At 50.5% G+C, this 22,318-nt stretch carries 20 protein-coding genes; 8 read left to right on the top strand and 12 right to left on the bottom strand.

The genetic code is table 11. The features are described 5' to 3' along the window. Positions 1-255: 255 nt before the first annotated feature. From EJP87_RS04650 to EJP87_RS04670, 5 genes are all read left to right on the top strand, one after another. Complete coding sequence (locus EJP87_RS04650) at positions 256-1,479, top strand: type II secretion system F family protein (RefSeq protein WP_130470699.1); 1,224 nt, start codon at positions 256-258, stop codon at positions 1,477-1,479. Then, on the top strand, positions 1,460-2,452 hold the full coding sequence (locus EJP87_RS04655) for a type IV pilus biogenesis protein PilM (RefSeq protein WP_130470700.1): 993 nt from the start codon (positions 1,460-1,462) through the stop codon (positions 2,450-2,452). Before EJP87_RS04650 ends, EJP87_RS04655 begins: the two co-directional genes overlap by 20 nt. Then, positions 2,449-3,153 (top strand): hypothetical protein, encoded by a 705-nt coding sequence (locus EJP87_RS04660; RefSeq protein WP_130470701.1) that lies wholly within the window; start codon positions 2,449-2,451, stop codon positions 3,151-3,153. Before EJP87_RS04655 ends, EJP87_RS04660 begins: the two co-directional genes overlap by 4 nt. A 203-nt stretch (positions 3,154-3,356) precedes the next feature. Beyond that, positions 3,357-4,319: a polysaccharide deacetylase family protein gene (locus EJP87_RS04665; RefSeq protein WP_193771141.1), complete on the top strand. Its 963-nt coding sequence runs from the start codon at positions 3,357-3,359 to the stop codon at positions 4,317-4,319. Positions 4,320-4,673: 354 nt separating this feature from the next. Next, positions 4,674-5,291, top strand: a complete 618-nt coding sequence (locus EJP87_RS04670; protein ID WP_130470703.1) for a hemerythrin domain-containing protein — start codon at positions 4,674-4,676, stop codon at positions 5,289-5,291. A 33-nt stretch (positions 5,292-5,324) separates the two neighbouring features. Here the strand turns inward: EJP87_RS04670 and EJP87_RS04675 are convergent, their stop codons facing one another. The 7 genes from EJP87_RS04675 to EJP87_RS04705 form a co-directional block, all read right to left on the bottom strand. Further along, a complete protein-coding gene (locus EJP87_RS04675) occupies positions 5,325-7,148 on the bottom strand; it encodes a tyrosine-protein kinase family protein (protein WP_130470704.1) in 1,824 nt (607 codons plus the stop codon). Positions 7,149-7,221: 73 nt separating this feature from the next. Beyond that, positions 7,222-7,809 carry a hypothetical protein gene (locus EJP87_RS04680; protein ID WP_130470705.1) on the bottom strand — a complete coding sequence of 196 codons (588 nt, stop codon included), beginning with the start codon at positions 7,807-7,809 and terminating at the stop codon, positions 7,222-7,224. 4 nt (positions 7,810-7,813) lie between these two features. Then, positions 7,814-8,704, bottom strand: coding sequence for a hypothetical protein (locus EJP87_RS04685; RefSeq protein ID WP_130470706.1), 891 nt, complete (start codon positions 8,702-8,704; stop codon positions 7,814-7,816). A gap of 122 nt (positions 8,705-8,826) precedes the next feature. After that, positions 8,827-9,666: a lipase family alpha/beta hydrolase gene (locus tag EJP87_RS04690; RefSeq protein ID WP_130470707.1), complete on the bottom strand. Its 840-nt coding sequence runs from the start codon at positions 9,664-9,666 to the stop codon at positions 8,827-8,829. A 462-nt stretch (positions 9,667-10,128) separates the two neighbouring features. Further along, entirely contained in the window at positions 10,129-12,459 is a 2,331-nt protein-coding gene (locus EJP87_RS04695; RefSeq protein WP_130470708.1) for a hybrid sensor histidine kinase/response regulator, read from the bottom strand. A gap of 9 nt (positions 12,460-12,468) precedes the next feature. After that, positions 12,469-13,452, bottom strand: coding sequence for an ABC transporter substrate-binding protein (locus EJP87_RS04700; protein ID WP_130470709.1), 984 nt, complete (start codon positions 13,450-13,452; stop codon positions 12,469-12,471). Between the two features lie 88 nt (positions 13,453-13,540). Continuing rightward, positions 13,541-14,869: a hypothetical protein gene (locus EJP87_RS04705; protein WP_130470710.1), complete on the bottom strand. Its 1,329-nt coding sequence runs from the start codon at positions 14,867-14,869 to the stop codon at positions 13,541-13,543. Positions 14,870-15,150: 281 nt separating this feature from the next. Between EJP87_RS04705 and EJP87_RS04710 the strand changes: the two genes are divergently transcribed. Beyond that, the gene (locus EJP87_RS04710) at positions 15,151-15,798 is read left to right on the top strand and encodes a glycine zipper 2TM domain-containing protein (protein WP_130470711.1); all 648 of its coding nucleotides are present in this window, start codon (positions 15,151-15,153) and stop codon (positions 15,796-15,798) included. A gap of 214 nt (positions 15,799-16,012) precedes the next feature. Beyond that, positions 16,013-16,969, top strand: coding sequence for a TAXI family TRAP transporter solute-binding subunit (locus tag EJP87_RS04715; protein WP_130470712.1), 957 nt, complete (start codon positions 16,013-16,015; stop codon positions 16,967-16,969). Positions 16,970-17,950: 981 nt separating this feature from the next. Here EJP87_RS04715 and mshL read toward each other — a convergent pair. The 5 genes from mshL to EJP87_RS04740 form a co-directional block, all read right to left on the bottom strand. Beyond that, positions 17,951-19,945, bottom strand: coding sequence for a pilus (MSHA type) biogenesis protein MshL (mshL, locus tag EJP87_RS04720; protein WP_130470713.1), 1,995 nt, complete (start codon positions 19,943-19,945; stop codon positions 17,951-17,953). Next, positions 19,942-20,364: a hypothetical protein gene (locus EJP87_RS04725; RefSeq protein ID WP_130470714.1), complete on the bottom strand. Its 423-nt coding sequence runs from the start codon at positions 20,362-20,364 to the stop codon at positions 19,942-19,944. Before EJP87_RS04725 ends, mshL begins: the two co-directional genes overlap by 4 nt. A 1-nt stretch (position 20,365) precedes the next feature. Then, complete coding sequence (locus EJP87_RS04730) at positions 20,366-21,124, bottom strand: hypothetical protein (protein ID WP_130470715.1); 759 nt, start codon at positions 21,122-21,124, stop codon at positions 20,366-20,368. Positions 21,125-21,159: 35 nt separating this feature from the next. Further along, positions 21,160-21,576, bottom strand: coding sequence for a type II secretion system protein (locus EJP87_RS04735; RefSeq protein WP_130470716.1), 417 nt, complete (start codon positions 21,574-21,576; stop codon positions 21,160-21,162). A 132-nt stretch (positions 21,577-21,708) separates the two neighbouring features. Continuing rightward, positions 21,709-21,987, bottom strand: a complete 279-nt coding sequence (locus tag EJP87_RS04740; RefSeq protein WP_130470717.1) for a type II secretion system protein — start codon at positions 21,985-21,987, stop codon at positions 21,709-21,711. 69 nt (positions 21,988-22,056) lie between these two features. Here EJP87_RS04740 and EJP87_RS18355 point away from each other — a divergent pair. Continuing rightward, positions 22,057-22,318: hypothetical protein (locus EJP87_RS18355; RefSeq protein ID WP_227657455.1), on the top strand; the 262-nt coding region annotated here is incomplete at its 3' end.

Below are 22,318 nucleotides of genomic sequence, written 5' to 3' on the forward strand. Positions count from 1 at the left end.
GGCAAAAGATTAAAGGCAAAAGATTAAAGGCAAAAGATTAAAGGCAAAAGATTAAAGGCAAAAGATTAAAGGCAAAAGATTAAAGGCAAAAGATTAAAGGCAAAAGATTAAAGGCAAAAGATTAAAGGCAAAAGATTAAAGGCAAAAGATTAAAGGCAAAAGATTAAAACCAAATCCCAGGGATTCCATCCCTGGACCCGGCCAGGGAGGTGCCCTCCCTGGACCCGCAATAGTTTTGGATGGCGTCAAAAAAAGATGAATATCTATACATATAAGGGTCGTAACCGCCAGGGCAAAACAGTCAGCGGTGAACTGACCGCCGCTTCTGCCGAAGATGCAGCTTCACAACTGCTGCATCGGGGCATCGTCCCTTTGTCGGTCAAAAGCCAGGATCGATTGTTTGGTTTGGGCAAGCTGGAAGAGCTGTTGGGGGGAACCCCACCAAAGCCAGAACATATCGTCTTGTTCTGTCGGCAAATGCAAACCTTGGTACGCTCGAGGGTGCCAATGAACCGGGCAATACGTGGGGTGCAAGGCGGGGTCAGCAACAAAATGTTGTATAACGCCTTGACACAAATTTCCGATGGCCTGGAGGCGGGCAAGGATCTGTCAGCCTGTTTGGCAGATCATCCAAAAATGTTTAGCCGCCTGTTTGTCAATATGGTCAAGGTGGGGGAACAGACAGGGCGCTTGGAAGAGGCGTTTGGACAGTTGTATCGCTATCTGGAGTTGGATTATACCACCCGCAAACAGATTCGTTCGGCAATGCAATATCCGCTGTTTATCCTGTCAGGCATGGGGGTGGCCATGTTTGTCATGACCTACTATGTGTTGCCCAATTTTTTTGAATTTTTTGCCTCCTTGAAAATGGAATTACCATGGCAGACGCGGATATTGATCAATGTCTCCCACTTTGTGGTCGATTACTGGTATCTGTTGTTTTTGGCAGCCTCGGGGCTGGTGTGGGGATTCAAAAACTATGTGCAGACCCCAGAAGGAGAGCTGTGGTGGGGGGGGATGAAGTTACAACTGCCCGTGGTAGGAAGTATTATCAAACGCGGTACACTGGCCCGCTTTGCACGCGCTTTTGCCATGGGTATACGCTCCGGGGTGCCAATATTGGCGGTCTTGGAATCGGTCTCCCAGGCGGTGGATAACCGGTTTGTGGCAAGCAAAATTCGTGAGATCATGTGGAGTATCGAAAGGGGGGAGACCTTGGTGCAGGCAACCTATGCGACCGGCATCTTTCCGCCCTTGGTAGTGCAAATGATTGCGGTGGGTGAGGAGACGGGGTCGATTGAACAGACGATGACCGATGTGGCACAATTTTATGAACAAGAGGTGGAGTATAGTGTCAAAAATTTAAGCAGTGCCATCGAGCCGTTGATTACCGTCATGATGGGGTTGATGGTAATGGTATTGGCGATGGGCGTATTTGTCCCCTTATGGGATATGATTCGTGGGGCCAGTCGGCAATGAGTGGGGTGTGGGCAAAACGATGAAGGCTTTGATCAACAAGCTGTTATTGCGCAAGGTCACGCATGGATTACAGGCAGGTATTTGCTGGAACAGTCGCGGTGTGGGCATGGTAGCAGTCTCAGGGATCGAAAAACAGGGGCTGCCAGAGATCAAGGTGCAGCTTTGGCAAGCATGGGATGGCCCACAAGGCAAGGCCGCCCTGTTGTATGGTTTGGCCACTGAACATGGTTTGCTGAAGATTCCCTTCAATTTTTGTCTGGATAGTGAAAGTTATGAAATTTTTCCCAACGAAGCAGCCGATGTGGACAAAAAAGAGCTGGCTTCGGCGATGAAGTGGATTATTCGCGATCGTTTGCACTGTCCCGTCGATGAGGCGGTGGTGGATTGTTTTTATATTCCCGATCCGATCCGCGTATTGCCGCAGCGTCGGGTCTATGTGGTGGCAACAGAGCGTAAGGTGATTCAAGAGCAGTTGAATATATTACGCCCTTCCCGGTTACGCCTGCAGGCGATCGAGGTGCCAGAACTGGCGCTGAACAATCTGATGGCCTATTTGCCGGAGAGCAAGCATGGGGTTGCTTTGTTGTATTATCCGCCGGAGCGGGAGAACGGGATTTTGTTGATAGCACGTGAGGGCAATCTCTATTTTACCCGCCGGGTGCGGGCGCTGACAGAGTCGGCAGAAGAGAGCCTGCCCTTGTTGGATATGATTGCCGGGGAGATTCAACGCGCTTTGGATTTTGTGGAGGCAACCTTTACCCAAAGTGCGGTGGAGGTGCTCTATTTGCTGCACGATCCTGAGCGCGAGGATGGGTTGCGTGAGGCGTTGGCTCAGCGTTTAGGAGTGCGCTTGAAGCGCTTGCGGGCGCAGCAATTTCTGTCGGCAGAGCAAGAGGTAGAGGATAGGGCATTTTTTCATCTGTTACCAGCGTTGGGAGAGGCGTTGCGGCCTGTCGAGGTGGAAGCAGCATGAGGCCGCGGATTAATTTATTACAGGAAGAGCTGTTTTCCGTCAAAAGCGACTGGCTGGATGCTGAAAAGGCTTTTTGGATTTTGCTGGTGGCGCTGGCACTGGTGCTGACGGGTGGCCTGTTTGTTCTGGGCGACAGCGCTCTGCTCTATTGGGAAGTGAGTCAACTGCAGACGCAGGAGTCGGTGTTGAAAAATCGTTTGGCACAATTGACGGCAGCATTTCCCAAAAGTGAGGAGGATCCTGCACTGCTGGAACGTTTGGCAGTATTGGAAAAAGAGATCAAGGTCAAAAAGCAGGTGTTGGAGCTGTTGTCCGGGCAGCGGATTGGCAATCGGCATGGCTTTTCAGGACAATTTGTGCAATTGGCGCGTGGCAACTGGCCGGAGATGTGGTTGACCCAGATTCAGCTCTTGGATGGGGGGCGGCAGGTGGTTTTTGTGGGACGCACATTGAAGGTTGGTGAGTTGTTTGATTTTATTAAACAATTGACTGGTGATGGGGTGTTCAAAGGCATGCAGTTTCCCTATTTTCAGATGGGTGCTGTACAGGATGTGCAGACTCTCCCAGCGGCGCAGACGCGCTTTATTCTGGCGACCCGTTTGGATCTGTTGCAACGGGCCTGGAAGGGAGATTTAAGCGCTGCCGAGCGCACGGAATTTGAGAAGGGGCAACCGGGGAGATCCTTGCTGGGTGGAAAGTAGAGAAGCAGGGAGAGGGTCGGGTGCCGATAGAGAGTAGAGTGGCATGAGGTGTGCTTTGTGGGGGAGATGGCCAAGCTGCCGACAAAATCCCGGCGGCACCAGGCAGAGAAGAGCAACGACCGACAAAAAAGCGTTTGCCGTTGGGTGTGCCTCATAGTATGGTGAGGCAGGTAAAATCATTTGTTAAAGGAATGATCCATTCCATGAAAAAAGTATGTGTTGGTGTTGGGCTCTCCTGGTTGTGGATGCTGCTGACACTATTGGCGGTCAATGCGCAGGCGGTGGAGGGGCCCTCTCCGGAGAGTCGGCATGTGGCCAAGGCAGGAGCGATGCCGTTTAATCCGCGCTATTTATATCCGAGCAGCAAGGAATCTTTTGCCATGGATTGGTTGACCTTGCCGGAGGAGCGGATCATGGCGCTGACCTTTGACGATGGGCCGGACGAGCGTGATTTGGCGATTGCGGCGTTGTTGGATAGTCAGGAGATTCCGGCGACCTTTTTTTATATTGGCAACAAGATCAAGGTATCACCGCACATTGTCAAGGAGATGGCAGGCAAAAAGCACGAGCTGGGTTATCACTCCTATCGCCATCAGCAGATGAGCTGGTTGAGTGCGAAAAGTTTGACGGCTGATTTTCGCCAAGGCAAAGAGGTGTTGGAAAAATTGGGTTTGCAGGTGACATGGTTTCGTCCGCCCTATGGAGATTTTAATTATCGGGTGGTGCAGGAGGCAAAGGATCAGGGGATGGAGACCGTTTTGTGGACCATTGATTCACGGGATTGGGCGGGGATTCCGTCGGCGATCATGGCGCGCAATGTGATTCGGCGTTTTCATCCTGGGGCGGTCATTTTGTTTCACAGTACGCATGCCAATACTTTGCGGGCGTTGCCGGAGATATTGCAGGCGGCGACGCGGGAGCGTTATCGTTTTGTGACACTTGCGGAGTGGCGGCGTACCATTCAAACGGCCAGTTGTCGGGTCAAGAAGAGCCATTGTCCTGAGGAGCCGTTGACGGTAGCCTCACCGAGCAAGGAGCTGCTTTCGGAGGAGGGCAAGGAGGTACCGGTGACGACGTTGGCGCCGGCGGCAGGCAAGGTGATTCCGGCAGCGACGACGGTACCGTTGTTGCCCTCTTCGGTGATTCGTTTTATGCCGGATGGTTGAAAATAGTGTGACTATTCAGCACTTAAAACAACTGCGGGTCCAGGGAGGGCACCTCCCTGGCCGGGTCCAGGGATGGAATCCCTGGGATTTTGTTTTTAATCTTTTGCCTTTGGCGCGCTTTTCACATTAAGCCGACGCGCTTTTTGCGTCGGCGCGGCGCGCCTAATGGAAGCAAGCTGTGCGGATTGGGGCGTTTTTTTGCGCCAATTCACACAGCATCCCCATGGGGGTAGAGCGGGCGAGCCTGCACGAACCTGAATAGTTACGGTGGTTTGTTATAAGCGGGATAGTTACGGTTTGCTGGAAAGGGATGCCCAGGTATAACCGGTGGCAGGGGAGAGCGGGGGTTAGTGGGTGGAGAGTATTGAGCGCGAGCTGATTGTAGAGTTATTGCTACGACAACATCGCGAAATTGAGGAGATATTGGAGCGTTTGGTCTCTCATTTTCGCGAAGATTCGTGGCAGGGGATTGGTTTGCGCACGGCGGGTGATTTTACGGCTTTGAAGGATTTATTGATCAGCCATTTGGAGCAGGAGCAGAAGTTGTTGTTTGCCTGGGTATTGCGCCATGGCACCCACAATCAGCAGTTGGTATATCAAGGATTTTGGCAATCCGGATTAGAGTTGGCGCGTTCGATTCACTATTTTTTCAAGAGTTGGCAGTGGTCGGAGTGTCGGGATCGGGATGTAGAGGGATTTATTCATGATCTGCAGGAGCTTGCCCAGAGCCTGGCCGAACGGATTCATACGGAAGAGCGTCTGTTATATCCCACCTTTGCCCATGATTCCTACATTTCGCCTTTGTTTTTACAGGAAGGGTTACCAGAACAGCCTGATGCCGAGCGTTTGCATCGTCTGACTTTGGAAGCGATCTCCTATTGTTTGTGCAATGAGGAGATTGCACAATTTGAATGGGCAAGCACGGAGACCCCTATCTCCTGGGTGGAGCAGACCGAATTGCTGGATGAGTAGGTTGTTTGTACTGGAGTATATGGATGGTTATCACTACTTCTGCCAATATTTATTATTGCAATTGTCGAACAGTTTTCCAAAATAATATTCTATAATATTATTGATTGTTGTATTCAGTCTTTTTGAAGGGTCTTTTGCTTCTCGAACCAATTTTTCAAAATAATCCGATTTGCCAGCTATAGTAAACGCACGTTCTATTTCCTGTAGTAGATGAATATTTTGATTGCCTTTCATTGCAGCATTGAACGCCCCTTCTAAGAGGTCAATCGTCAATTTTTCCACTTGATCATTTAATACAAATAATCTCATAGCCAGCAAAGGTGCGTCATCTCTAAGTTGTTGGATGTTAAACGCTGGATTATTGGTAAGTTCCAAAGCTCGTTTCCAATCATTTGATATGATGATTATTTCTGCCCATAATTTTTGAAATTCTTTATTGTTATAATAATTGTCATTATATTTTTCTATTAAACCGATAGCTTCATCTGTTCTATCAGCTTTTAGCAATGTTTTGATCATGATCAGGATGATTTCCAGATCTTGACCTAACAATGCAATGACTTTTTCAGAAAATTCTATACAATCTCGATCTTTGTCATTGAAAAATAAATTTTTCGCTATTTCTCTTGCAAGATTAATATCTTTTTCTTTGTCTGCAAGCCATATTTCACGTGCTGTTTCTTCAGAAAAAATGCTTTTCCCCCACTTATTGTTTGCAGAATAATTTTTCTTGATGATGGTTTGTAATAGGGGGTCGGAAGGATCTCTTATGATATTATAATAATTAATAGTTGTTTGTAAAAGAAGATCATTTTTGCTTTGACGCAGTTCATAGAGCTGCAACAGTGCTTGGTAAACTGGTGGATATCCACTAAAATTTGCCAAAATTTCCAGGTTTTCTTGTGCTTTATCAGCATCAAACCAGACCAACTCCTGGGCCTCTTTAAGCAAGCCATGCACATGAGGTCGTAACATCTCTTTTGGGATCAAGCGGCCAAAAAAGTATAAATAATCTTGCAATAAAGTAGATTTTTCAGGTTTGGTTTCCGTGTCCAAAGTTATCACTTCGCGAATTTGCAAGGCTGGATCAGAATGGAGAATATAAATTTCTGATAGAGCCAGGGTGTCTGCCAACTCTACAGCCTCTTCGTTCAGTATATGACGCACCTCCTCGACAATATTTTTTTTTGTTTCTGGGTCAATCTCTTTGGGGATGCGCGTGAGAAGCGGTAAAATTTCCACTGGGTTTGGTCGATCTTCGGGGCGTGGAGCACGTTGTATGGCCTGCAGGACAGCCCGTGTTCCTTCCAGATTTTCCAGGTTGTTGATCAGCAGACAGACCACTACATCTGACAAAACGGTAGTCGCTACCCCGCCGATTTCAGTGATACCAGTCCGGGCGTCGATCAACAAAAAATCGGGTTGCAATTGCTGTTCAATTAACCGCCGCAGCTCCTCAAACAGAGGGATACCGGGAGGATTAATACCGCCATAAAACAGATCATGCCAATTGATAGCTGCCAACTTTTTCCAATAGGCAACAGAGGGTACATCTCCTGCAGGGATCAGGTGTATCGAGCCTTGGCTCTCTTTGCTGCCCACATCATAGACAAATCCGTCCAAAGTGTTGGGTGGTATGCCTTGGGTGACAAAGGTATACAGCAGATCCAGTATCCCGCGTAGCGGTTGTTCAGGAGTATTGCGCAGGTCAAATTTATAGTGCAGGCCGGGTGCTTCCAGATCAAAATCCACCACCACCACTTTTTGCCCAAAACGGGCCAAATATTTGGCCACATTGGCCATGGTCAACGTGCGTCCTACACCTCCTTTGTATGAATAGAATGTAATAGTCTTCATAAGATGCCTTTGCACAAAGCAGGAGAATGTCCGCTAAACGGGGAAGAGTTGCTAAAAAGGCTATCGCTTGATCCTAACCAAAGGCATATGCTGCTTGCGCATGTCTGTTACCCAGATTGTGATATAGTGGTGGAGTAAGAGTAAAAGACAACTTGCCAGGGCCAATTGTATTGACTAATTTCTGTATTTGCATCTCTTTGCCCGCTGCGCACTGTTTTAACAATTCGTCACCTCTTGTGCGCAGAACAGGGGAATTTATTACTGCCTGAGCACTCAGCAGGGTTTGCAATAGGTTTTCAGCAGCTTGCCAATGTCCATTGGGTAAATGTATGTTTTCGACATGATCGAATAATGCAGTAAGGCGCTCTGCGGGCAATTTTTGAATCAATTTTGCCAGATCCTGTTCGCTGATTTCTGGCAGGCCGAGTTTTTGGCATGCGCTAAGTTGTTGCTGTTTGAGATAGGCAAGCAACTCTTTCCAATTCAAAAAGTCTGTTGTTACCGGTTTGAAACCATGTTTGCCGATGGCTTGTGCCAACAAATCCTCTGGAATCGATTGGAGATTCCATTTTTGGTAAGGAGGTTGACAGATCTTGAGCCCTGAATCAGTGCGCACAATTCCCCAGCCATCCTCTTCAGCAATAGCAACAAGTTTTAACATGATCTCACACTTTATCAAGGGTGATGTTATGTTTTGCCAACAGTTCCACTATCTCATGATACCTGGCTAAATTTTGTGCTTCGTTTTTGTCTAGCTTTACTGTTGCGGCTTTGACGACCAACTCTTCATAATCATTCTGATTGGCGATACGTACACAGGCAATGCTCTCTACTGTTGGTGCTTGCCAAAAGAGAGCTTCCACATAAGAGTTTCTGGAACATAGAATATTGGGCCAACTCTCTTCCGGGTGCAACGCAAGCTCTTTGCAATGTTTGATGGTCGCCAGTTTTCCTTTGTGTGATTCTGCCGCCAGGGCTTTGCTCAAGCCTGTGAGGTTAACCATACTACGGTTGACATATCCGAATGAATCCCTCTCGCAGTATGCCACTTCATCTTTATTTTCTGGGAAACTTTGTTTCAAGACCACACAGATATTATCAAAATATAAAGCACCGCCTCCTCCCATATTGAGAGCACCATAACGGATTTGTTCCCCTTTTTCAAAGCTATTGTCAAATCCGAGGCGTTCTTCGGCAGAATCGGGTAATGCTTTGAAAATCTTTTCCTCGTGTGTCAGATCGGCATGCTCTGAAGAGAGTTCAACCAATTCATGGATGTTCAAATGCCGACCACTGGCCAAAAATTGTGCACATGCCGTTGGTTTAAAGTTGATGGAGATGTGACTGGTTTGCATAACCATGGTGCAAAAGCGATCCACAGCACCATTCGTCTCTGGACTGTGCAGTTTTTGATACTCTTTCTCAAGATGTATACTGTTTTTTGCAGCCATGGCAAACAAGTCAATTTTTTCTGGTATCGACATAGGTAACCATTCTTCAGGTGCAGAATCTTTCTGGTATTCTTTTGGTGATTCACATTGCGTATTGTTTGCCATATTTCCATGGGCAGGTCAACCAACTTTCCCAAATTGTTTTGAACTATTGCCAGGGCTGGGGGCCGTCACGGCCCCCATTGGGAATTTTGGGGCAAAGCCCCCAAGAGAAAGTGCGATTTGTTTTACAACTTTTTCAAAATCTCCAGCAGCAGTTGTCCATCTCCCGGATGCAGTTCATGGCCGGTGGCGCTGGTATAGAGAGTCGATTTGCCAGCCAAGGCACGGATTTGATTCATATCCTGGCTGTTGCCGGGAACCAGCAAATCTCCCCAAAGAACATAGGGTTGACTGCGTACCACCGAGATATATTTCAGGGGTGGATGTGCCTGATTGTTCAGCCAATAGAGCAGGGAGCCTGGCCACGGGCGCACAATATCAATATAGAGACCACGTGAATATTTCAGGGTTTGATAGCCGCCACCAGCAAAAATATCCTTGATCACCTCGACAGGCCAAATGTCGGAGGTGGCATTGAGGGCAGTTTCAGCCAGAGGAGTGCCCAGGTGTGGAGAGGCGATGGTAATCAAGGCCGAGACATTGGGAACTTGGCTGCGTACCAAAACCAGGCGGGCGACCACTCCGCCAACCGAATGGCCCACCAAAATGATCTTTTCCTTGGCATGGCGGCTGGTGATATAGCGCAACATGGCCTGCAAATGGTCGGCCTGGATACCAATGGGAGCGGTAGAGGGCAGCTCAGCCAGATAGACCTTATTGGCAGGCTCTTTGGCGGCGGCGCCAACTTGACGGGCGCTGGGCAGTACATGCACACCAGTGGGACTGGTCATCAAAATGCCAGCTCGATACCACTGATTTTGCTCCAACTGCGTTGCGATACCAGTCATTTCCCAGGTGGAGGCGCTGCTGAGATAGCCGTGTGCCAACACCATGACATCAGCTTGTGCAGGCAGGATGCTGCCAAACAGGGCAAATAATAGCCCCATAACACTCCATCGTTTCATATTAATTTTCCCCTTTTACCTGATTTGCCGAGCAGGCGTGCAATGGATCGGCAAGCCGAATAGATAGTGTATTAGCAGTTGATCATATAGACGATTTTTTCGGAGTCAAGCGGATAATCGGTGGGAGCAAGGGTAAGGGTAGGGATATTATGGACAAGGGCATTTGCAAGCCTCCGTAGCGTTGCCACAATCGCAACTGTGCAGATCGGGCGTCCGCCCTCCCAAAGCGTGCCCCTGCGGGGCACAGATTGTCGCGGCGTGCGCGAATGCTTCGCATTCGCTTTTGTAAAACGCCGCCACATGCAGGACTCTGTCCTGCACCTGCCAGGAGGAGATAATCTCCTCCTGGACCTCCATAATAATTTTCTGATTTGCAAATGCGCTTACCCTGCGGTCGGAACATATGCAGCTCTATAACGGGAGCAAACAACCTTATTGGTTATAAATTATTGGATGCTTGTCTTATGGCTTCATAAACAAGGTGGCAATACTGTCAAGCAATTTTTTCTTTTTGATCGGTTTGCTCAGGTGCATCGTACATCCTGCTTCCCGAGTACGTTCACTATCCTCCGGCAAGGCGTAAGCGGTAAGGGCAACAATCGGAATGGGCGTCAGTTGGCGCTCTTTTTCCCAATTGCGCCAACTGCGCGTGGCAGCAAAACCATCCATGATCGGCATCTGCATATCCATGAATACCAGATCATAGGGATGATTATGCAGCTTCTGCAGAGCCTCCGCCCCCTGTTCAGCAAAATCCAAATAAAAGGCGGTGTTTTTACAATAGGCGTGAATCAGCAAACGATTGTCTTCCGAATCATCTACCACCAGAATGCGCAGAGGTTGCTCGGTGATCTCTATCTGGGGAGCAGAGAGCTCAGCAAGCGGAAACTCGGCCAGGGAATCAGTAAACAGTACACGCATGCGCAGGATACACTGAAAGGTACTGCCCACTCCGGGTTGACTGTGCAGAGAGATGGTGCCGTGCATCAAGTTTACCAAGCGTTTGACAATGGCCAGCCCCAGGCCAGTGCCACCAAAACGACGGGTGACCGAGGAGTCGCCCTGCACAAAGCTGTCAAAAATAGAGGCTTGTTGCTCTTTTGCGATCCCGATACCGGTATCCTGCACCGTCACCGCCAAACAAAAATAGTCCGGATCGGCTGAGGGATGACGTTCCATGGAGAGGGATATATTGCCCTGGTGGGTAAATTTGACGGCGTTGGCCAGCAAATTGAGTATGATCTGGCGCAGTCGGGCCGGATCACCACAAAGAAGATTGGGGATGTCGGTGGCGACATGGCTGGTCAAATGAATCCCCTTGCTATGGGCACGCGATGCCAACATGTCGCAACAGCTTTCCAACTCTTCTGCCGGGTTGAAGGGAATCTCCTCCAGAGCCAATTGCCCGGCTTCAATTTTAGAAAAATCAAGAATATCATTGATGATACCCAACAAGGTCTCACCAGCATTGCGGATGATATGTACCTGTTTGCGCTGCTCGCTCTGCAAGGTGCTTTCCCAAAGCAGATCGGTCATGCCGAGAATGGCATTCATGGGGGTGCGAATCTCATGGCTCATATTGGCCAAAAACTCCCCCTTGAAGCGGTTGGCACTCTCAGCAGACTCTTTGGCCTCTTGCAGAGCCTTTTGTGCCTGATGAAAGCGGCTGACATCGGCAAAAAGGACCAAAAGATGGGGCTGATTGTTGAGGGTCAAGGGAACCAGTTGACAATCCAGCCAGACATGCACACCAAAGCTGGTCTGCATAAAAAGCTCTTTGCGTTGACCGATGCCTTGCTCCAGAGAGGTGTCGGCCATCTCCAGAAGACCAGATTGCTGCCAGGAGTCGAGTTTACGAAAGTTGCGGGTGACAAACTGTTCGGGTGAGGCACCCACAATGCTGGCTGCCGCTTTATTGCCCAAAATGGTACGGCCATCCTGGTGAAAGACAGCGATGCCAATGGGGGATTCTGCAATAATATGGCGATTAAAATTGAGTGCTTCTGCCAACTGCTTTTCAGTGCGTTGTCGCTCCTCAATCTCATGCTGCAAAGCATCCCGCGACACAGTTACCTGGCGCAAACGTTCGACCATCTGATTAAAATGATCCGCAATCTCGCTCAACTCATCGTTGCCAGAGAGGGCGATGGTATGTTGCAGATTGCCCTCGCCCAAGTGTTGAATTCCTTCATGCACGATGGTCAGAGAGTTGCTGATGGAACGGCTGAAAAATGAGGAGAAAAACAACAAGGCAATGGTCAGGGCAACCATCAACAAAATACTCCATTGACCCTGTTGGTAGACAATATCGTGCATGCTGGCCTGTTGCAAATCATGCAGTTGCACAACCGCTGGGGCCAGGGATTGAACTTCGATACGAATTTTTTGTTCCAAAAGACGGCGATAAGGTGCCTTGCGGGCGCTATCGGGATCCCCTTCCAACAACTCCCACTCTTCGTGCAGTTGCTGAACATTGGCCAAGGAGATATGCAGTCTTTGCAACATATAGCGCTCATCATCACTCTCCAGTTGCTCTTGCAGATTGCCTATATCTTGCGCTATCTGTTGCCATTTTTCATGCCAGAGCTCTCTGGGACGAATGCTGCTGCTGCCTAAAATTTCCAAAGTAAGGATATTCAACTCGTTGGCATGTTTGTTCAAATTATCGGTGAGGAAGGTTTTATACAGCACTTTTTGGGCATGTTGTTGCGTGAGCAAGACAAAACTGGCCAAAAGCAGCAGAGCCACTGCTGGGAGAAGAACGAGCCATTTGATTTTTTGCCGGATATTCATGGGGAGCACTTATTGCAGCAGATTGACAGCGATTGGCCGTATCTGGCGCAAGGGCTGTGGATCCACATTATGTAAAAAATTGGGGATGGCGGTGGTCGGGACCATTTTGTTGCGCATCGCCCAGGCAGCCACCTGTTCCATGGTCAGCAGCAGATGCTGATCAAGCCAGACTGCCAGACGAATCTCCTGCCAGATGCGCTGCAGATCGGCCTCGCCAGCATGATGTTGTTGCAGCAGTTGCCGGGCCTGTAAGGGATGTTTGCGCACAAACTCCTCTGTTTGAATCAGTGCCTGCAAAAAGCGGCTGATAGCCTCCTTTTTGGCGGCGATGGTTGCGCTATCACTGGCCAAGAGAAAGGTTTTGCGATACAGCCCTGGCGCGGCAAAATGGCGAATGTTGTCTGGACCCAAGAGGTTCTTGGCCTGGCTGAGATAGGGATCACGTGCACTGATGGCCTGCACTTTTTCTGTCGCGAGCGCCTCCGCCAACTCATTGGCCTGCATAAAGTGAATCGTGATCTCATCCAGGGAGAGCCCCTGTTTCATCAGATATTGGTCGAGGAAAAAAAAGGTGGAAAGGCGATTTTGGGTGCCGATCCGTTTGCCACGCAGATCTTTTGGGGCGTGGATCTCGGCATCGCGACGGGCCAAAATCTGCACCTCATTATCCCAGTCACCAATCTCGGCCAACAGGCGCCAGGATGGGTTGGTCAGAGAGTGCAAGGTAAAAGCTGTTTCTGCGGCGGTGGCCAGATCGGCCTGTTTTTGTTCAACGGCAGTCAATGCCTCATCGCCGGTAGGGACAGGGATACTGATGATGGTCAAACCATGGGCGGCAAAGGTTTGCCGATGTTGCGCCAGGGTGATCAGACCGGTCAGGAAGGTGGTGGGGTTGGCCAGGCGCAACGTCTCCTGACTGTGTGCCAGAACAGGCAACAGTAGCAAAAAGCTCCCTGCCAAGCCGATCAAGAGTCGGGTTCCATATTTGCCCATGCTTTGTCCCTCAAATGGTCACAGGAGGATCATATCTCTGGGCGATGGGATGTCAAGTCAGATAATTTGTTTGCAAATTTTGCTTGAATTATAATTTCCAGCGCAATTTGTTGGCGGAATAGACGCTGCCGCTGCCATCCTGGGAGATTTTGATAACCATTCCGGATTGGGAGAGAAACTGTGCGGCCAACTCACCGGAACCGCCCAGGGAGGGGCTGATTTGGGCGACGGCGGAGAGGTTGGCGATGGCTCCAAACCGTTTGATGCGGGAGTTTTGTGAAAGAATCAGGGCGCCGTCGCTGGAGGCGAGGCGCAGAATCAGGCCGTGGTAGCGTTCATCATCGATGGAGATATCCAGATCCCAGAGGCGGGTGGTACGCAGGGTCATCTGTTCGATATCCTCTTCGCGGGCGGGGATCCAGATCAAGGAGCCATGGCGTTGCGCCATCAGCGACCAGACCAGTTCCAGCAGGGCATTGATGGCTTGCTGGGTAAACTGGGGGAGTGAGGAGCGGACCGCTTTTTTAATCAGGTTATAATCGCGAAACTGCCATTGTCCGACCGAATAGGTAAACTCCTCGCCGGTAGCTTCGACGATCACCATTTCCCGACCATTGATGGTACGGAAGGCGATATCCTGTTCGTGGAGGGATTTATTGAGAAAATTGGTTGAGATGGAGGTAGAGGAGGAGGGAGGTTCATCGAAGAAAAACATGCTATTGATTTTCAGATTGCGATCACAGACATAGAAGCAGGAGGAGCCATCGGCCAGATACCAGAAGCGATTTTCGTAGCGCAGGGTGGGCATCAGGACGATGGGTTCGGTGAGCGGAATCAGGCGACATTTGCGGGATTCAGTACGGTAGGCACGGTGTGATTTGGTGATGATCAGCCCGGTATTGAAGATACGATTTTCAAAGGTCATGGTGCGCAAGCTGGTAAACAGATCGATGACAAATTTGATGGTATTGCGATTAAAGCCGCCACGGGAGATATAATCGACGATGGCATCGAGGATCATCTGCTTGCCAAAAAATTGCAGATCAACATCAAATTGGTAGGTCATGGCATGTTTCAGCCGTTTGAGCATCTGGTTGGCGACAATTTCGGCAATCACCAGGGAGGGGAGAGAGATCAAAGGTTCATGCAGGAGCATGCCCAGAGAGACCCGCTTATCCTGATACATCGGGGGATGAACGGCGATCAGCAGGGTTGTGGAATTGACCTCATAGACCGCTTTTTCTGGACTGGAAAAAATATCGGCGGCAAAGTTGTTTTCAAACTCTTCAGCGGGGGAGAAGACCAGGGTGACCCGGCATTGCAGAAAGGATTCCAGAAATTTTTTCGCGGTTTGACCATGGGTGTGGGCAAAATGTTCGACGAAGGGGCTATCGGCAAATTCGATATAGTCGCTCATGCTCAATTTGCTATCTTGTTCGCTGTTGCTGAGGGAGTTTGTGTGCGGGACGTGCCTTTGTATAACCGACTTTCTGCAAGAGTGCAAAGAGTAGAGAAATAAATATTTCAGGGCGGTGAGAGCTGCAGGCAGGGAAAAAATGTCGTGATAAATTGATCATGGTTCTTTATACTGCCAACCATTGTCTATGCAATCCATGCGGCTGTGCGCTGGGATGCTCAGGATGCGCAAGCTGCATATTTTTTGGTCGTAGTGAAAAAGATGTGGATGGGGGAGTTGCGATGAAGTTGCCGATGCTTCATGCCCGGAAAAGCTGCCGGTCATGTCTCCTGTTGGGAGTGTGGATGTTGGGGATGGGTTGCTCTGTGCCGGTATGGGCTGATGCCGGGTTGAGTATTGGTGTTTTGGGGGGTGCTTTGGTTGGCTCTCTGGTTGGCCAGCCGAAAAATCGGGTACAGAATGCCTTGATTGGTGCAGTGGCCGGGGGAGCGTTGACTGAGATGAGTCGGTCTGGTGCCCAGGAGCGATACGCGACGACGGTTTATCAACCGGCTCATGCCAGTGTGACGACCATTTATGGCGAGCCGGTAGCGCCTGCCGAGTGTCGGCAGATGCAGACACAGGGCTATATTGATGGGCGGCAGGAGACCTTGACCGGTTTGGCCTGTCGTGCTCCTGGCAGCAGTACCTGGCAATATCAGGATACGCCGCGTATTGTGCAGCGGGTGGTGACGCAGCAGCAACCACAGACAGTGATTGTCGAGCAGGCGCCGCGCACCATGACGCTTTATCCGGCGCAGACGGTGGTGATTGAGCCGATGCCGGTAGTTGCCTATCCCGTGGTGACGGTGACAGCGCCGCCACGTGGACGTTATTATGGGCATCGTGATGTTTGGCGGGAGGAACACCATCGGCGTTTGGATTGGTAGGGTTGTTAGGTTCCTGGGGGGCCAGGCAGAACAGTTTGTGCAGCTTGCGCAAAATTTTGTTTCCTTCGTAAGGTGGTAAGAGGGGTGCCAAGTTGATAGAGAACTTTTTTGCCCGCGTGAGGGATGGAGAGATGCGAGGCAGGATCTCCCAGTCATTTTTGCATAATCTCCCAAATACTGGGATTGGTGCCGGTAACGAGAAGGAAGATCGCGCATGAACAAATGGCCGCTCAGCATTGTGATACTTGCTCTGATGGTATTGACCGCCTGTTCTTCTGGAGAGGAGCGCAAGCGGCATACGGTTGCCATCGGGGTGAGTGGTCAGGCGGGAAGTATGTTTCCGGTGGTCAAATCCTTATGTGACACTTGGGGGGATGTGGCTTCGTGTCAGGTTTCGCCGACTGATAATGTGTTACAAAATTTGGAGGGGTTACAGAGTGGTGCCTTGCAGTTGGGTATAGTGCGTGCGGATTTATTGTTGCGGGCTTGGAATGGCAAGGCGCCGTTCAAGGCGGCGGGGATGAAAAAGTTACGGGTTTTGTTTTCCCTGCACGATGAGCTGTTGACATTGGTGGTTCCTGGGCAATCTCCGATTGATAGCTTCAACAAAATCAGTGGCAAGCGTGTGAACATTGGTCCAGAGGGTTCGGACAATGAGCGTTTAATCAATGAGCTGTTCAAGAGTTGCAAAGGGGCGGCCAGTGGCATGATTGCCAGCCATTTGGAGGCGATGGAGATGGGGCAGGCTTTGGCCAACCAGAGCACGGATGGCTTTTTGGAGCCGATGATTCATCCTAATGCTGTTTTAGCGCAGGCAGCTTTGCATAATCGGTTAGAGGTGATTCCGTTGGAGGGGGATTGTATTACCTCTTTATTGAAGAGTCAGAATATCTTTGAGGCGGGTGTGATTCCGGCGAAGATGTATCGGGATGTGGAGCAGGATGTGGCGACGGTTGGGGTCAAATATTGGGTAATTGCCAGTACGACGGTGCCGGAGGAGGTTATTTATCCATTGGTCAAGAAGGCATTTGAGGGGATTGATGGATTACGGCATGGCAATCCAGTATTACATTATTTATCGCCGCGCAAGATGGTCAAGGTGTTGGATGTGCCTTTTCATCGTGGGGCGATGAAATATTATCGGGAGAAGCGTTGGTTTCGGGATTTATAGGTGAGTTTCCAGGGCAAGTACCTGTAAAAACAAAAAATTATTAAGGAGGTCCAGGAGGAGATTATCTCCTCCTGGCGGGTTGTAAGGGCGGAGCCCTTACATCTAGCGGCGTTTCAAGAAAGCGAATGCGTAGCATTCGCGCACGCCGCGACAATCTGTGCCCCGCAGGGGCACGCTTTGGGAGGGCGGACGCCCGACATGCACCGTTTCGCTTGTGGTAACGGTGCGATAATTTGCAAATAGGATTGTCTTGTAGGTAGAGTGCTGCTTTTTTGATCGTAGAAGATTTTTCTGTATTTTTTCTTTATGTCACACTGCCGACAGAGATCAACCATTCATTCCGGGGGTATCCCACCGTTTGGACACTTGGACACTTTGGAGCCATTTTTGAGGTTATCGGCGCTAGAAATTTCTGGCGGGAAAAACCTGAAAATAGTGTCGAAGTGTCGAACTGTCCAAATGGCGGTTGCAGTCAGGCAAGGGAGCTGTGTGGCGGAAGCTGCAGGCGTGGGTCAACCCTCGCTGGCAGGATGCGCTGTCCCACACTCTGCCCGCTTGGTGTGCCAACTCTCTCTGTAAAATGCCCATTCCCTCCCCCATGGCCGAACATCATCTTTGCTCAGTATACTCTTTTTCGGCCAAAAAAGGCAGGTGAAGTTGTTCAGCAGTAGTAACAGCACCTGGGATCATTTATGGGATCTTTTCCGTACCTGGGATCATTTATAGGATCATTTATGGGATCATTTCCGCACCGTTGCCACAAGCGAAACGGTGCATGTCGGGCGTCCGCCCTCCCAAAGCGTGCCCCTGCGGGGCACAGATTGTCGCGGCGTGCGCGAATGCTACGCATTCGCTTTCTTGAAACGCCGCTAGATGTAAGGGCTCCGCCCTTACAACCCGCCAGGAGGAGATAATCTCCTCCTGGACCTCCTTAATAATTTTTTGTTTTGAATGGCAATTGCGTTTGTTCTGGTGCAACAGTCACTGACTGTCGCGCAACGCATCCAAACCGGGATTGGGCGCCATGAGCGGCGCATGGGCCCCTGCCGGTGCAGGAGAGGGTGCAGCAGAACGCTCCGACCAGCGCATTGTACTGCCCTGGGCAAAAGGATCACTGCCAGACACAGCCGTGCGTCGCAACTCCTGTTGCCAGGAGGCCGCACTGCTCACCACCCGAGGACGTAACAAAATCACCAACTCCGATTTTTTGGTGCTCTCCTGCTCATGTTGAAACAAACGTCCCAAAAGAGGTACATCACTTGCCCCAGGAATCCCAGCCTTGCGATTGATCTCTACATCCTTCATCAAACCACCAATCACTACCACCTCCCCATCGCTTGCTTTGACAATGGTATCGGTCTCTCGTACCCGATTCAACGGCACCGGATAACTCTGCACAGAACTGCCCAAAGTGAGCTGCTTTTGATCGGTCACTACCTCGCTGACCATCGGATGAATGTGCAGCATGACATGCCCATCATCAGAAATCTGTGGGGTGACATCCATGGCAATGCCTGAAAAGAATGGGGTGAATCGTGGAATAAGCACTATCCCGGAGTTGGCAGAGTTGGTGCTGCTGGTCGAACTGCTGTTTTCCGACCGTATTTCGGTCACAAAATATTCATCCTGCCCTACCCGAATCACCGCTTTCTGATTGTTGAGCGTGGCAACCCGTGGGCTGGACAAAACTTGCACAGTACCTTGGGTCTTTAACAATTCGATAAAACTGTCAAAGCTGCCCGAATGCAGACCCATGGCAAAGGCACCACCAAATGAGCTGGAGTCCGTTGATCTAAAGCTATTATTAGAGGGAGAAAAATTTCCAGAGGTGGTGTCCACAAACAGCGGATTGATGTTGGCATTGCCCAACAGGGAACCACCACCACCTAAACCGATATAGCTTTGAGCCCCTTTGCCAAACGCCAAATTCCAATTGATTCCGGTTTGCGAACCATCATTCAAGGTGATCTCCAAAATTTTGGCTTCCAGAATCACCTGCCGTTCCAAAATCTGCTTTTGCCCCGACAAAAACTGCTCCACATCCTGCAACTCACTGGGATAGGCGCGCACCAACAAATCTCCCGATTGCGGCGTGATCACCACGCGCCGCCCATTCTCGGCGTTGTGATCAGCACATCCCAACATCTCAGTATGCGGCGATTGCGGACCCCAACTCCAGGAGAGCATTCCTGCTTGGGAGTTTTTACCACTTTGTTGCGTGCCAGTCGCCGTACCCTCATTTTTGCCTTCGTTGGGGGTAAAACCCAATCCCAAAATACCACACAAAGAGAGTACCAGCTCCTGCCAGAAATGGGATTGCTGTTGCGTGACTACCTGGCTGCCAGTCATCTCTACCTGCTGGGTGCTGGTGGTATTGCCTTTATCCTTGTCGGTGGAAGAGGAGGTGGAGACCACATCCTGACCCGCACTGACCCGGGTGCGGGTGATCCCAGAACGCTGCAGACGCAGATAATCAATATGATATTGCCGGACCACAAGCCGCGGCGGCTGAATCAGATAGCCTTGGGCTGTGCGCTCGCAAGAAAAATGATACATCTTGCACACCGTCTCCACCGCTTGCGGAATGGTGGCCTGCGCCAGATTCAGGGTGATGTTGGCCGTCACCTCCGGGTGTACCATGATATTGGTCCGACTCTTTTCCGCCAGACCCATAAAAAAAACTTTGGCAGGTAGAGAGTCTACCACCACATCAATCAGCGGGCCTTCGCTGTGGGTGTTTCCTTGCCGTTGCGAAGAGGGGCTTTTCAGAGGAGGCAGCAAAGCGGCATCCACCTGCGAGGGCAAGCGGTTTGCAGGACCAGAAGGGGGGGAAAGAGTCGAACTGCTTACGGCGGGTCGCTCTATTGGCGGAGCAGGCGCCACAGTTCTATGAGTGCTGCAACCACTCCAGATCAGTGTGCAGGCGAGAAGCGAGCGTAAAACAAAGGGTTTGGGGAGAGCGGGCAGGCTGTTCATGGGATACGCATCTTTGTGGGCTGAGAAGAGGAGCGTACAACCATGTTGGCCGCAGCACGATTGATCTCCATTACCAACTCGACCGGTCGGGTTCCGGCCACTCCAGAGACTCCCTGGCGATGGATCGATTCTACCAACAGGCCATCAACCGTTTGACCGACGCGCACCACTTTACCGTTGATGATGGCCAGGGCGTCACGCTCAGAAAAACGGATCAACCCCAACTGCCAACGCTCGGCGGGAAGGGCTGGAGAGGCAGAGTGTTCGCTGCTGCTTTCTTTGTTGGGCTGGGCGCTGACCTGAGGTGGTTTGGAGGGGTCACGCAACAAAAGAGAGAGAGCACTCTCTGTCTCGGCGCTGCTGGTTGCCGGGAGCAGACAAAGGATTATGAACGGCCAGGAGTACCACGAGCAGCGCACTTTAACCACCTAGCAAGCCCTCCCCGATACTCAAGGTGAACAGACGAATCAGCGCATGGGTCTGTGGATAGTCTACAGCCCGATAGTGTACCTCATCCCAAAAAAAGACCCAGGGATAGCTTTCCACCTCTTTGCAGAACGAGAGAATATCCAGATAGGAGGCATCGATCTCCAATTCAATATCATGGCGATAGATGACCGGAGTCGCTGCCTCCTCGTTTTTTTTTGTTGTTGCCGGGGTATCGCTTTTTTTGCCCGCCTGGGTTTGCTGCGCAGCCTCTGGCTGTTTCAGGGAGGTAGAGCTGCTCAGTTGAATCGGTTGCAGACTGGATGCCTCCATGCGTCGTACCTTGAGCGCAGGCCGTTCTGCCAAAAGCTGGCGCAGAGCTTTGACCATTTCTGTCGGTTGAATCAACGTGGAGGACTCTTTACCCAGGGTGGTGGAGAGTTCGCGCAGCTCCTGCTCCATGGCCTGAATACGCGCCAAGCGTTCGGCGTTGACATCCACCTTCTGTTTTTTGGGCAGTTGTTCCAGACGGGTTTTCAACTCAGGGATGGTTTTACTCAGCTCTTTGCTGGTGGCCTGCAGCCGCAGTTGCTGTTGTTGATAGGGTTGCCAGATCAGGTTTAACCAGCAAAACAGCAGCAGCAACAGGGCGATGAACAGACTCATCATCCGGCGCGACGACTCCATGCCATCAAACCAGGCCTGCAATTTTACCAAGGCGGGAGGTAACTTAAAATTTTTCAGCAGTTCCATTGAGATAATCGCAGTGACAGGGATACACAGAGCAGTCAGGGCCAAACAGGCGCCGTGGTATAGGTAACGGTACCGGCTTGGTGGCGGATGGTACAACCGGTGGCAGGGTCACCACCCAAGGTATAATCGCTGCTTTGAATGCCACTGAGCAGGGTCAGGACAGCCGTACCGGGATCGCTGGATTGACACACCAAGGGGTCACAGGAACCCAAGCCGACTGCGCAACGGGTTTTATAATTGGCGGCGGCGGCGCCAATGGTGCCCATGACCACTTTGGCATTGGTATTGGCCGCTTCGACCGGAATCTTATTGCCAAAACTGGGCAGAGTCATGACAGCCAGGATGCCAATAATAACCAGTACCATGATCAGCTCAACCAAGGTAAAACCGGCAGAGCGGCGTTTGCGAGATAGCAGAGCAGCAGAGTGAGAGGAACAGGCAAGATTGATCATGAATGTGCATCTCCACCGGTTCCGCTGGCTCTTTATTCACAAGCTCCCTGCACTGTGTTGTCGCCTTGTTTTTGACCGCTGGTAATCTGGTATCATACCGCCCGGCGCAGAGGGCAAGGCGGAGCCATCGGTTTATTTGGTTTGGGTGCCTCCGATGGTGGTGCCACTGCCACACATGGCTGCAGCTTCGGCATCGCTTCTTCCGCCTGCCTTGAACTGTTCGATACAATGTGAATTGGTCTGGTCAGAGGAGGTTTTCAGATCTCCGGTGGTTTTCAATGCTTGACCCGCCAAGCCGGAGAATTTTGGTAGAACCATTGCTGCCAGGATACCGATGATCACGATCACCATGATCAATTCCACCAGGGTGAAGCCACTCTCTTGGCGACCGACCATATTCCTGACTTTCATATCTATACCTCATGCTTTTGCCAAGTGTGATACCGTTAACCGGGGTTGGGCTTTTTGCTGCCGTTTACATTGGCACAACCAGAAAATTTTGCTCTCCGCTGGTGCGGCAGTCGCAACAAATCGAGCATTAACGAAATCATCTGCTGCGCACGATCTGTTGGATTGTCTGTGTGCACCTACAGCTCAAAACTGCCCCTGATTGTTTCCTATACCACCTTTCTGCTGAAAAAGTCAATTGAAATTCCTCTTGCAACAGGGCAATTGCATTTGCCAATTTCCTCACTGTTGCCACAAGCGAAACGGTGCATGTCGGGCGTCCGCCCTCCCAAAG

Source organism: Candidatus Magnetaquicoccus inordinatus (assembly GCF_004217665.1).
Classification (GTDB): domain Bacteria; phylum Pseudomonadota; class Magnetococcia; order Magnetococcales; family Magnetaquicoccaceae; genus Magnetaquicoccus; species Magnetaquicoccus inordinatus.